Genomic DNA, 14696 nt, shown 5'->3' with positions numbered 1-14696 from the left:
AGAGCAGCTCCTTTCCCTGGCCGCCTCCAACGCACCGCCCAGCACCAGCCCAAAAGGGGCTGGGCCGACGCTTCAGAGCTGAGGCAGGGCCTCTGAAAAATGGCTCAAAAAAACACTCTCCGCATGCCGATGAGCGGACTTCAATTTCTTGAAAGAAGCCGCCTGCTGCTGACGCGAGCCATGTCAGATAAAGAAATGGGAAGTTTATGGATAAAGATAAAATTCCTGAGAGCTAAGAGATAGGCCAAGTCTCGGTCTAAGGCTCAAATTGGTCTTGTTCCAAAGAATGCAGTTCATTCAAACTGATCATTCTAGCTCAACCCATCTCATCCATTGGACGATGCATTCTGCCGCCCTCATGGCTCCGCACCCCAACTGTTTCCACACGTTCATGAAGGTCTCTCGTAAGCTGTTCAGTGTTCCCTCATGGAAGCGGTTCATCGTTTCCATTCTGCTCACCTGTCAGTTGGGGTCTGCGAGAGCGGCCACCTTCTACTGGGACGCAGATGCCAGCACTTCTGGCAACAATGTCGATGGTACCGGCCTCGGCGGCACCGGTTCATGGGATCTCACAACCTCAAACTGGTGGAATGGCTCGTCGCTCAGCCTTTGGCCCAATACCAGCTCGGACATCGCCATCTTCAGCGCGCCTTTTTCCGTGCTGCCCACCCTCAGCACCGTCACGCTCAGCCCTGGCATCACCGTAGGTCAGCTCTCCTTTCTTCGCAGCGGTTTCGCACTCACCGGCGGCTACTTCACTCTCGCCGGAGCCTCGCCCTCTCTGCGGGCAGCCTTGGGGGTTACCGCCACGATCGACAATCTGATTTTAGGATCCTCAGGCCTCACCATGCTTGGAGGAGGCACCATCCGCCTCATCAACACCTCCAGCTTCTACACAGGCACCACCACCATCGCCAATGGCTCCATCATCATCACCGACCAAGGGGCCCTCGGCAGCGACTCCTCGGCCATTGTGGTGACCGGCTTCAATCCCGTCATCGCCTCCACCAACCTGCGTGGCTTCGGTGGCGGTTCTTTGGTGCTCGACGGCTCCGGTGGTGGCATCACCATCTCCCGGGATCTGCTGCTCCAGGGGCAGGGACCCATTGCTGATCGCAGCGGCGCCTTGATCAGCACTGGCAACAACACCCTCTCCGGCACCGTCACCATGGGCGCACCGTATGTCGCCACCAATCTCAGCACCCGCATCATCTCGGCAGACGGCACGCTCTCCTTCACCGGCACGCTGAACGTGCTCGGCACGGCGGCCACGACCATCAGCACCCTGGGCGGCACCAATCAGGCAGGCGCAAGCTTTTACAGCGTCACCGGCGTGTTGACGGGCTCCGGAACGCTCGAGGGCAGCGGTGGCGGCACCTTGTTCCTCAATCCTTCGGACTCCTCCGGCTTTTCCGGCACCATCCGCGTCAGCGGCAGCGCCGCCAGCGGTCAGAGTGTGGTCCGCATCGACTCGCCCAATGTCCTCGGCAGCCGCACCGCAGGCACCACCAGCGCCGTGCTCGACTTGAACGGCGGCATCCTCGCTGTGCTCATGGACGCCCCGGAGGTCAAGGTCTCCAATGGGTCGAACGCCAATGTCTATTTCCGCGCCGCCAGCACCATCTACGCTGACCACACTCCAAACAGCTCCGTCAAAGATCAGACCGTCGCCTTCGGCAATCTGTCTTATGAAGACGGCATCACCCTGACCTTCAACAGCCGCAACGGCTACGGCATGAGCTTCACCACCTCTCCGGTCAACGGCGGCAACGGAGACACCACCATGGCGAACAATCTCCAGGGCGGCGCCCTGCTCACCTTCACCGGAAACTTCTGGAGCAACACCGAAAACACCGGCAACAGGACCATCACTCTCAGCGGCAACGGCAACACGCTCATCAATGGAAACATCATCGGTGCCTCCGCTGATTTTTCCCACAACCTCGTCAAATCCGGTTCCGGCACCCTCACCATCACCGGCACCGCCTCGACCCTCGACGGCACCGTCAGCATCAGCGGCGGCACGCTGGCCGTCAGCGACTGGCGCGCCATCAACAACAACACCGGCACCATCAACATCGGCAGCAGCGGCACTGCGGCGACTCTCAGCGTTGTCGGCAATAACGTCGCTCAGGCCAGTCTGACCACCAGCAAGGTCATCAATCTCGCGGGCACCACCGGCGGCGCCACCATCCTCGCCAGTCAGACCGGCACCAGTCCCGGCCTTGTTTTCAATGCCGACTTCACAGCCACCGGCGGCACCTCCTCAAATGCCAAGACACTCACCCTCGGTGGCTCCAGCATCGCTCAGAACACCATCAACGGCATCATCCCCAACAACGCCGCAGGCGGCCTCGTCAATCTCACCAAGGTGGACGCCGGCACCTGGGTTCTCGCAGGGGCCAATCTTTACACCGGCACCACCACCATCACCAATGGCATCTTGAAGCTCAAGGCCAACGCCGCAGCCTCCACCATCCTGGCCGACTCCTCGGCCATTGTCTTCAATCAGGTCAATCAGTATGCCGGCGGCACCCTGGAGTTCGTCGGCCAGGCCGGCACAAACAACGTCGAGACCCTCGGCGTGCTCACTCCCACCCTTGGCTCGGGCACCATCAGGCTCACCCCCGGCAGCGGTGGCACGGCCTCTCTCGTCTTTGACTCTCTCGGCACCGTGGGTGGTGGTGCCACGGTCAACATCGCCACACCCTCCGCCAGCAGCACCGTCTCATTCGCCACCACCGGCATCACCAACAACATCGCCAATGCCGGGCTCTTCTACAACGGTTCGGACTTCGCCTTCGTGCCCGGTGCCGGGCTCGCCTTGCGTGCGCCGGATTACACCAGCGACGCCGACTTCGCCACCAGCGCCACCGCTTTGACTTCGGCCAGGAGCAATGAAATCACCGGCAGCTTCAGCAATGCAGCCGTCACCATCGACTCCCTCAAGATCAATGGATCACGCATTCTCACCATGACCGGCCTCCTCACCATTCGCACCGCCGGCGCCACCAACGCCTCCGGTGGCATCATCCTCACGGGCGGCTCTGGCGCCATCTCCGGCACCGGCGTCACCACTGGCGGCACGGGCGTGCTCGTCATCAATGTGGACGGCGCGGCCAGCACGCTCACTCTCAATGCCCCCATCACCAGCACCTCCACCGGCGGCTTCACCAAAGTCGGTGCCGGCACGCTCATCATCGCAGGCCTCAACGCTCAGAAAGGGGTCAACTCGATCAACGAGGGCACGGTCCGTCTTGCCACAGGCGGTCGTCTGGGCATTGGCGACAACACCGCCACTCTCTCCATCCGTCAGGGCGCCGTCTTCGATCTCAACGGCGTGAACGTCATCACAGGCATCGATGACTTCAACAACAACGGCACCATTACCAACACCAGCGCCGCAGCCGTCACCCTCACCATTGGCGGCGGCAATGGCACAGGCGCCTCATTTGGCATCATCGACCAGACCAACGGCGTCATCAGCCTCACCAAGCTCGGCACCGGAGCCATGTCATGGAGCGGCCTCAGCACTTACACCGGCGTCACCACCATCGGCTCCACCGGGATCGTCACCGTGAACAATGTCGCGGACGGCGGCTTCGCCAGCGGCTTCGGCGCCGCCACCAGCGACGCCGCCAATCTCGTCTTCACCGGCACCAGCAGCACCCAGGCCTACGGCGGTCTCAGCTTCGCCGGTACCACCAATGATTTCACCGACCACCTCTTCACCTTCAACGGCGGCGCGGACGGCGGCGCCCGCATCCAGGCCAATGGCGTGAACAACGCAACGCTCAGCTTCACCAACACCGGCGCCCTGGCCTTCGGCTCAGCAGCCACAGGCAATGCCCAGGGCCTCGTTCTTGGCGGTGCCTCTTCCGGCGACAACCGCTTCTTCCCCATCATCAACGACAACGGTGCCGCCCGCACCTCCCTTTACAAGGCCGATGCCGGCGTCTGGTATCTCGAGGCCACCAACGGCTATTCCGGCGTCACCGAGCTCCGCGGCGGCGTTCTCTACGCGCAGGACGGCATCTCCCTCCCCACGGCTTCCAACCTCGTCTTCAACGGCGGCATCTTCGCCTCCACCGGCACGTTTTCCCGCACCATTGGCACGGCTGCAGGTCAGATGAGCTTCGCCGCCCCTGCCGCCAATACCGCAGCCTTCCGTGGCGGCTTCGCCGCAGGCGGCTCTCAGCTCATCATCGACTGGGGCTCCACCCCCGTCTGGGGCAGCACCCCGGGCTTCCTCGACAACCGGGACGGCCTCATCTTTGGCGCCGCCGTCGGCCAGACCCCGGTGGCCAAGTCCGACGTCCTCCTCGCCAGCGGCTTCTCCCTCGGCACCGCCTCGGGTGCCGGGTTCGGTCCCGGCTTGAGTTATACCCTCGCGCAAAACAGTTCCACCGTCACCGTGGCCTCCACCGCCGGCCTTGTCGTGGGCCAGTCCATCACTGGCACCAATGTTCCATCAGGCGCTTACATCGTCAGCATCAACAGCGCCACCACCTTCACCATCAGCGCCAACACCGCCAACACCAGCGGCATCGCTGGCTCCTACACCGACGGCCAGATCTACGCCTCCGCTCTCCGTGCCATCCGTGTGGATGACAACACCAGCATCGGCGCCGACTTCGCCACCATCAGTGGCGTCATCTCTGGCGACGCCGGCACCGGCATACGCAAGCTCGGCTCCGGCATCCTCGTGCTCAGCGGCGCCAACACCTACAGCGGCGAGACCAATGTAAACCAGGGAACCCTCGTCGTTGACTCTCTCGGCTCCAGCACCGGCACCGGCGCCACCAGTGTCGGCACCGAGGTCAACGCCAGCCTGAATTCCAACGCCATCACCATCGGCAACGGCGGCACCGGCGCTGCCATCCTCGAATATGTCGGCCTGGGCGAAACCTCGGACCGCAAAATCCGCCTCAACACCACCACCGGCAGCGCTCAGATCCACGCCGATGGCGTTGGCGCTCTCATCCTCACCAACGTCGCCAACGACATGGTCGCCGGCAACAAGGTCCTCCTCCTGCGTGGCGTCAACGCCTCCGGCAACATGATCACCAGTCAGTTGTCAGACTTCGGCGGCACCCTTGGCATTCAGGTGGACAGCTCTGCCATGTGGATCCTCACCAACTCCGCCAACAGCTACTCCGGCACCACCACCTTCACCGCCGGCTCCCTCGGCATCGGCGACGACCGCGCCCTCGGCACCAGCACCCTCGACTGGAGCAACGGCACCCTCTTTGCCTACGGTGCAGACCGCACCATCGCAAACGCCGTCCGTCTCATCAACAACACCACCACCGCCTTTGCTGGGGATTACAGCCTCACCACCACCAGCGCCTTTCAGCTGCTCAACTCCGCCAACAACTCCGGCCTCAACAACAACGTCGCCTCCGGCAAGGCGCTGACCTTTGCCGGTATTACCGCCAACGCCCTCAACGCCAACCGCGTCTGGACCGTCGACGGCTCCGGCACCACCATCATCAGCGGCGCCTTCACCACCACCACCGCGTTCGGCATCCAGCTCACCAAGACCGGAGATGGCGTCCTCCAGCTCGGCGGCACCGGTTCAAATTTCAGTCAAAACAACGCCACCGTCGATGTTGACCGCGGCACTCTCCGCATGGGGGCGGACAATGCCCTCCCATCCGGCGTAGGCTTCGGCAGCCTCGTGCTCAGCCCCGAGCTCGCCAATGGCGACACCGCCACCTTCGATCTCAACGGCACCTCCCAGACCGTCAACGGCCTCACCGCCAGCACCGACGGCACCACCGTCATCGACAACACCTCTGCCTCCTCCGCCTCCCTCACCTTCGGTGCCGCCGACTCGGCGGTCATCTACGGCGGGGGTGTCGGCACCTACGCCATCCAAAACAGCGGCGGCGGCGCCCTTTCCATCACCAAGACAGGTGCCGGCAGCGCCACCATTTCCAACGGCGTCTCCCTCACCTACACCGGTACCACCAGTGTAAATGGCGGATCCTTCACCATCGGCTCATCGCTCAATGGCACCACAGGCCTCAGCGTCACAAACGCATCCACCCTCGCCATCACCGGCGGCATCGCCGCTCCCGCAGCAGTCACCAGCGTGGTGGTGGACAGCGGTTCCACCCTCAACCTCCTCGACGGCGCTGGCAGCCAGCTCAATCACCTCACCCTTCTCTCCCTTGGGTCCGCCGGCGGCACCATGACCACCCTCCGGTTGAATGTGGGAGACGGCCTTGTCGCAGGAGACAACGCCAGCACCGACCTCCTCGGCCTCCTCTCAGGCGGCACTCTTCAGCTCTTCGCTGGCAGCAAGATCACCCTCAATCTCAGCGACACCGGTCTCAATCCCCTGCAGACCTACAATCTCATCTCCTCCGCAGACGGCGGCCTCATCACCGGACCCCTTGGCGCCAGCGACTGGATCCTCGGGCTCACCCCGGGTGGCTTCAGCTCCATCACCATCCATCAGACGGACACCCTCATCTCCATCACCACCGGCACCCTCATCACCGGCACCTCCTACTGGCGAGGGCTCTCAGACACCACCTGGAATGGCAGCGTCAGCAACTGGTCTCAGGACAAAGCCGGCACCATTGCCGCCCTTTCCACTCCGGGGCAGGGCACCGACGTCATCTTCCAATGGGACGCACCCACCAGCGCCGCCGTCTCCACCACCCTTGAGCAAAGCTTCAAGATCAACTCGCTCACCTTCGAAGCCGCCACAAACAGCGCAAACACACCCGTCTCCGTCACCATCGGCTCCGGCGCAGACACCTCCTACCGCCTCAGCATCGCCCCCCAGGTCGCGACAGATGGCATCAAAATCACCGCAGGCGGTCCTGCTTCGGTGAATATCACCGCTTCCGTTCGCATGGTCGCAAACCAGACCTGGACCGTCGCAGACGCCGCCTCCGTCCTCTCGCTCGGCTCTCTCACCGGCGAGGCCAATGTCACCAAAAACGGCGCTGGCAAAGTCACGCTCACCTCCGCCGCCGATCTCGCCTTCAACAGCACCGCCACTGCGGCGATCACCATCAACGCGGGCGCTTTGGAAATCCTCGATGCCACCGCCCTCGGCAGCAGGATCAACAGCAACCTCGCCACCATCACCATCGGCACCGGCGGTGCTTTCTATTACAACGGTGCCGCCAACAGCGCCGCCACCGGTGTGGCCAACAGTCTCACCCTCGCTGGCGGCACTCTCTCCGCAGGTGGCAATGCCGGAAACAACTACTACACCGGCACGGTGAATGTCAGCGCCGCATCCTTCATCAACATGCGCGGCTCCAATTCAGCCCTGCTCACCGCCACCCAGGGCAATGTGGTGCTCAGCGGTGCCGTCAGCGGCCCGGGCAGCCTCACCGTGGACAGCATCACCACCCTCTCCTCCGGCAATCAGCTCACCGGCACTCTCTACTTCCAGGCAGACAACAGCGCCTGGTCCGGCGGCATCAATCTCATCCGCGGAACCATTCAGACTCAGACCGTCACCGGCCTCGGCACCGGAAACATCACCGCCAGCATGGGCAGGATCCAGTTTGTCACCGCCGGCGGCACCACTTACAACCTCGGTCAAAACATCACCTTGGACGCTCCCGGCGGCATTCTCGAGCTCAGCGCAGACGCCTCCGGCACTCCCGTCAGCGACATGATCGTGAACCTCACCGGCACCATCACCATCGGCAGCGCCGCCAATGCAAACAATGCCCTCCGCATCACCCAGGCCTCCGACAACTTCAGCATCATCAGCATCAGCAACGCCATCGTCCTCGGCAACAACGCCAGCATCAGCTACCAGGGCTCCGCCGTCAGGCCTCTCATCATCTCCGCCGCCATCTCAGACGGCGGCATGGGCTACAGCCTCGCCATCAATGACGAGCTTGGTGTCTGGAATGTGACCAGCCAGACCGTCCGTCTCACAGGTCTCAGCACCTTCGGCGGCGGCATTTCCCTCAAGGAGGGCACTCTTGAATACAACACCGTCTCCGCCATCGGCGGCGGTCCCAGCAGCCTGGGGCAGGGGAGTTCCATCAGCTTCATCGGTGCCTCCACCCTCCGCTTCATCGGAGACACCAGCCAGTATACAGACCGCCTCATCTCCACCACCGCCAGCGTGACTCTGGACGCCAGCGGCACCTCGGGCGCTGTCATCACCTATGCCGGCGCCATCACACAAGGCACCGACAACAGCCTCAATCTCACCGGCACCGGAGAGGGCGTCATCAGCGGCGGCATCTCTCAGCCTGTCGGCACCTCAGTGGCGGACATCAATGTCAACTCCGGCATCTGGACCCTTCAGGGCAGCACCGCCACCATTGCCGATGACGTCATCGTCACCGGCGTCGGCACAGTCCTGAATCTGAGCACCACCGGCGTGCTCGCCGCCTCCAATCCGGCTGGCACCAGCAGCGGCCTCTATGCCCGCACCGGGGCGGTCATCAATCTCTATGCCAATGATGTCAACGGCATCGCCAACAGCGGCGGCCTCGACTTCATCATCCTCGGTGACACCGGCGGTCCTCAGGCTGCGGTCCTCAATACCAACACCTTCGGCATCTCCACGCCGCGTCTCGACGTCGGCCAGCGTGCTGACGGCCAGGTCGGCCAGATCGACGGCACCGGCACCGTCACCGTCCTTGGTGGCGACATCAACCTCTACAACGGCACCGTCAGCGCCAGCCTCGCCAGCACCGGCTCGACCGCGCTCGAAAAATTCGGCCTCGGCACCGTCACTCTCAAAGGCAACAACAGCGGACTCGCCTCCACGGGCAGCTCCATTCTCTATGAAGGCACCCTCGTTCTCGACTACACCGCCAGCAACACCACCAAGCTTCGCGCCGCCTCCACCCTCGAAATCCTCGGCGGCAATCTGGTTCTCGTCGGCAATGCCACTTCGGCCACCAGCCAGACCGTGGGCGGCACCACTCTCGACGGCAGCGCCACCAGCGACAACGCAGGTGCCGCCACCATCACGCTCAGTCCCGCCTCCGGGCAGGACATCCTGCTGAACCTCGGCGCCATCACCCGCACTTCCACCAACCGGGATGGCACCATCCGTTTCATCCTCCCCACCGGCGCACAGACCGCCACCAATGGGTTCATCACCTCCACGACCAATGGCACCCAGGGGCTCCTCGGCACCAGCGGCTTTGCCACCGTGGACGATGGCACCGGCGTCTGGTTCGCCACCAACGCCACCAACACCATCGGCGGCAACATCGTCGCCCTCATCTCCACCGTCAAAAACGACGTCACCACCTGGGCCGTTGGCGACCACGTCACCGATGACACCACCGGCTTCAGCGGCTCCGTCCAAGGGCTCTCCATCAACAGCCTCCGCTTCAACGCCGCGTCGGGTTCGGATCTTCAGATCACCTCCACCGGTGTCCTCAGTATCGCCAGCGGCGGCATCCTCGTCACCTCCAGCGTTGGCGGCACACCCAGCATTCAGGGCGGCATCCTCGCCTCGGGCGTCACCGAGCTCATCATCACCCAGGACAGCGCCCAGACATTCACCATCAGCTCGGACATCCGCACCAATCAGGCCGTGACCAAGTCCGGCACCGGCACCCTTCTCCTCACCGGTAACAACGTTTACACCGATGAAACCGAAATCCTCCAGGGCGTTCTTCAGGTGGCTGGCGGCAACGCCATTGGCGACAGCTCCCTCGTCTCCCTCAGCGCCTATCTCGACACCACCCTGCAGCTCCTCGATGACGAGACCATCGGCCGCCTTTCCGGCGGCCAGCGCGCCACCAATTCCGACAACGGCACCGTCGCCGTGGGCACCCACACGCTCACCATCAATGAAGTCTCCAGCACCACCTACGCGGGCTTCTTCACCGGCTCCGGTGGCATCGTCAGGCTCGGCGCGGGCAATCTCAATCTGACCAACATCAGCACCGGCTTCTCAGGCGTCTTCACCGTGGCTGGCGGCACCCTTCAGCTCAGCGGCATCGGTCAGGTCAATGCCTCCACCTTCCGTCTGGGCAAAGGCGGCGCTCTGCTGCTCGACAACAACGGCACCACCCGCTCCGGCACTCGCATTCTGGACACCACCGGCATCACGCTCGACTCCGCAGATGGCACCTTCAGCGGCCAGACCATCGTGCGCGGCCTCGCCATTCGCACCGACCAGGGCGCCACGACCAGCGAGACCATCGGCAATCTCAATTTCGCCTCTGGCGCAAACTACCTCAGCGGTGAAACCACCAACTCCACCGGCACGGGCATTGCCTCCATCACCGCTGAAGACTTCGTCCGTCTAAACAATGCCACCGTCAGCGTCCGTGGGCGTTCCTTGGGCCTCACCACCGGCAGCCGCAACCAGTTCCTGATCGGCAACGCCGCAAACCAGACCGCCTTCATCGGCACCCTCGTCGGGGGCGGAGGCCTCGCAGGCAGCACCAGCATCAGCATCGTGCCCTGGGCTGTCGGAGAGACCACCACCGGAGCCCTCACCGCCGCCAATATGGGCAACTCGCTCGTCACCTACGTCAGCGGCGCGGGTTTCCGTCCGCTCGATTTCGCCACCGAGTACACCACCTTCTCCTCCTCTGCTGCCACCAGCAATGTCCGCGAATCACTCTCCGCAGACCTCACCGGGCTCAGTGGCAGGGCCATCAATGCGCTCGTCTTGAACAACGCCGCCACAGCCGCTCTCAATGTCACCGGTTCCGGCTCCGGCCAGACGCTCGGCGTCACCAGCGGCGCGCTGCTCTTCACTGTCACGGGGGCCACCGCAAACACCGCCTACACCACCACCCTCGGCGGCTTCGACGGCGGCATCACCGTGGGCAGCACCAACGAGTATGTCTTCAGCGTCATCAATCCCAGCTCCTCCAACAGCCTGACCACCGGTTCCACCACCCTGGGCAGTTCGGTCGTCACCGTGGCCAGCACTGCCGGGCTGCAGCCAGGCATGCCGGTCTTCGGTGCCGGCATCGCCCCCGGTGCCGTTGTCCTCAGCGTCACGGATGCCACGCGTTTCGTCATGAGCATCCCCTCCACTTTGAGCACCAGCAGCCAGACCTATCAGTACGCCACTCTCGAAAACCTCACCGCAGTCATCAGCTCTCCGCTCGCTTCCGTCGCAGACATCACCAAGTCGGGTCGCGGCACCCTCATCCTCAGTGGCGCCAATACGGCAGGTGGCGGCGCCCGCAGGACCACCCTCAATGAGGGCGTCCTCCAGATCTCCTCCCTCAGCAGCATTGGGGGGTCTTCGGGCGCTCTGGTCTTTGCCGGCGGCACGCTGCGCCTCGCTGCCGGGTTCACAGACGACATTTCCCTCCGCACCATCACCTTCCTTCAGGGCGGTGCCATCATCGACACCAATGGCAACGACCTCTCGCTTTCTCAGTCGGTCGGTTCGGGCCTCGGTGGCCTGACCAAAGCAGGCGCTGGAAATCTCACGCTCAATGCGGCCGCCACTTACACCGGCGCCACCAATGTCTATGGCGGCACGCTCACCCTCGGTGCGGACAATGCCACCGGCCTCGGCGGGGATCTCAATATCTTCGGCGGTGCCACGCTCGACATGGTCGTTTACCGCATTTCCGCGGGCTTGGTCTCCTTTTATGGGGACAGTCCCCTGATTCTCGGCTCCGGCACGATCACCGCCAGCTCCGGCTTCTTCTTCGTCAACACCGGTGACATCAGCATTGACACCAGTCTGGCCGGGGCTGGTGGCCTCATCAAGACGCAGACCAACACCCTGACCCTCACCGGCCTCAGCACCTTCACCGGCTCGGTGGAAGTCCAGGCCGGCACTCTCAGCTTTGCTTCCATCACCAGCGTTGGCGGTGGTCCCAGCTCACTCGGCAGCGCCGCCACCGCAAAGGACGGCGTCATCCACATGGGCCTTTCCACCGCCGCCACCACGCTCATCTACAATGGCGGCGGCAGCATCAGTGATCGCACCATCGGCATGCAGGGCACCACCGGCGCTGTCACCTTGGACGCCTCCGGCACCGGTGCCCTCGTCCTTGGCGGCGTTCATTTTGAAACCGCCGGAAACAAGACTCTCACCCTCAGGGGCCTTTCGGACTCCTCGCTCGCCAACACCCTGGGAAGCATCAGCGAATACGGCCTTGGCGTGCTGACCTTGGTCAAGTCGGACACAAACACCTGGGTCCTCGGCGCTGCCAGTTCCTACTCCGGCGCCACCAGCATCAATGACGGCATCCTGCGCTTCACCGCAGACCAGAATCTCTCGGGCGCGCTCAACTTCGGCAGCACCAATTCCATCACTACCGCAGGCACCCTGGATCTCTCCACCGCCAGCGCCACCTTTGGCGGGAACATGCTCGTGCAGACGGACTCCCCCTCCGCCATCAGCCGTCTGCTGCTCGGAGCCTCCGAAGTCCTGACAGTCAATGGCAACGTCACCATCGGCACCGCCCGCGCCGCTTCGACCAACACGCTCTTCACCGCCAGCGGCGGCGGCTCCCTCGTCGTCAGCAATTCCCTCACCAACGGCGTTTTTGCCGTCGGCGGTGCCACATCCGTCGCCAGTGTCGGAAACAGGGCCGTCGCAGACCTCAGCGGCCTGGGCAGTCTGATCATCTCCCTGGACCCGCTCACCGGTGTCGTTCGCGTCAACCCCACCAATGGTAACAATGTCAGTGACAAATATTCCGTCCTGATCCTTCCCTCCACCGGCGCCGGTTCCACCACCATCACCGCCAGTCTCCTCAATGTCGGTGACAGCTCGCAGAACAACAATTCCGTCGGCCAGGTCAATCAGCTCGTTCTGGGGTCTGGCTCCAATGCCTTTAACGTCAACACCGTCAACGTCGGCACTGGCGGCCGTGACATCGGCTCCATCTCCTTCGGCGGCGTCACCGGCACGCTCGTCCTGCGTGCTGCGGACGGCACCGGCCGTGTGGCGTTCAATATGGGAACAGGCTCCGCCAACACCGGCGTCGCCGTTCAGACTGGAAACCGGGTGGATCTTTCCGGACACACTGCCGACCTCCTGGTTAGCACTCTGACCATCGGCGGACAGAATCGTAACACCGACCGCTCAGACACCTTCATCTTTGACACCGGCACACTGGATGCCACTGCGGTTGTCGTGGGTGACAACGGAGGCACGGCAAACGCGTCGGCCGCCAGCAACACCTGGACCAGCACCCTGAATATTGGCGGCGGCACCACCACCATCGGCAGCGGTGGTCTGGAGATCGCACGCGGAGACACCGCTGTCACCGGGACGGATGCCCTCGTGGGCGTCGTCAATATCAGCGGCGGCACCGTCACCATCGCAGACAGCGCCGGCCTCGGCGCGGCGGTGCGGATCGCCAGCAACTCCATTGCCACCGGCCTGACCACCACTGGCAGCCTGAACATCACCGGCGGCAGCGTGACCATTGCCGGCAAAGTGATCAAAGGGACCGGCGCCGGCGCGGGGTCTGCCACCGTCACTCTCGACGGCGGCACCCTTGACATGAGTGGCAGCACCATCGGCACCTCGGCTGCGGCAGTCTCGTTTGTCACCAGCTCCGGCACCCTCAAAAATCTCGCCGAGCTCAATGGTGGCGGAGCCTTCACCAAGACCACCTCCGGCACCCTCTACATGGGAGGTGCAAACTCCTACACCGGCAGCACCACCGTCAGCGCCGGCACCCTGCAGTTCCTTCTGGAAACCGCATTCTACAACAACACCCAGGCAAGCTGGACGGCCACCAACTTCACCGTCAGCAGCGGAGCCACCGCCGCCTTCAACGTCGGCGGCACCGGTGAGTTCACCGCCTCGGACGTCGATGTCATCAAATCCCTCGGCACCGGCACCGGCGGTTTCCTCAACGGCTCCGCCATCGGCCTCGACACCACCAACGCCACCGGCGGCAGCTTCACCTATGACGGCGTCATTGCAGACACCAACAGCGGCGCGAACAGCGTGGGTCTCAAAAAACTCGGTGCCAACACCCTCGTCCTCACCCAGACCAGCACCTACACCGGCGCCACCACCGTCGCCGCAGGCACCTTGCAGGTGGGAGATGGCTCCGGCGGCGCTCTCGCAGGCTCCGGCACCGTCACGGTCAGCTCCGCTGCCACACTCTCCGGCTCCGCCAGCATCGCCGGGGCCACCGTCATCACCAGCGGCGCCGTTCTTGCCCCCGGCGTTGGTGCCACAGACACCAGCAATCAAACCCTCACTTTCACAGCCGCCGGTACAGCCCTGGACGTGCAAAACGGCGGCCAGATTCAGCTCAGCATCACCTCCAGTTCGCAGGTCGATGCCGCCTTCGACTTCTCCACCACCGCCCTCACCTATCTGAATACCCACGGCGGTGCTTCCGGCACCGCTTACACCACCATCTGGAACCAGTCCGGAGACTACGACAGCATCAGGCTCACCAACGGCACCTTCAATCTCGGCGTCACCGCCTCAGGCACCGTCACCGTCATCGGCAACTCCGCCACCCTCACTGCAGGCAGCATCTTCAAGCTGCTCGACTGGTCCACCGTGGGCACCGCCGACTCCCTCGCCGGCAGCGGCGGCTTCACCCTCGCGGATCTCAACCTCATCGGCATCTCGCCCGGCTCCGGCCTCTCCTGGGACACCAGCGCCTTCACCACCTACGGCGTCATCGTCGTCGTCCCCGAGCCCTCCCGCATCCTCCTCCTCTTCCTCGGCCTCTCCACCCTCCTGCTCCGCCGCCGCAAATCCATCTGATTCCAGTGGCGGTTTG

1 protein-coding gene is annotated in these 14696 nt (G+C 63.7%); it reads left to right on the top strand.

Going from position 1 to position 14696, the window contains the following annotated elements; all coding sequences use genetic code 11:
• Positions 1 to 391: 391 nt before the first annotated feature.
• A complete protein-coding gene (locus tag ACFQDI_RS10125; RefSeq protein ID WP_377166076.1) occupies positions 392 to 14680 on the top strand; it encodes a beta strand repeat-containing protein in 14289 nt (4762 codons plus the stop codon).
• Positions 14681 to 14696: the final 16 nt, after the last annotated feature.

Source organism: Prosthecobacter fluviatilis, from assembly GCF_042655725.1.
Classification (GTDB): Bacteria; Verrucomicrobiota; Verrucomicrobiia; order Verrucomicrobiales; family Verrucomicrobiaceae; genus Prosthecobacter; species Prosthecobacter fluviatilis.
Note: the sequence above shows the minus strand (reverse complement) of the source record. Positions and strands in the feature narration are given on the sequence as shown.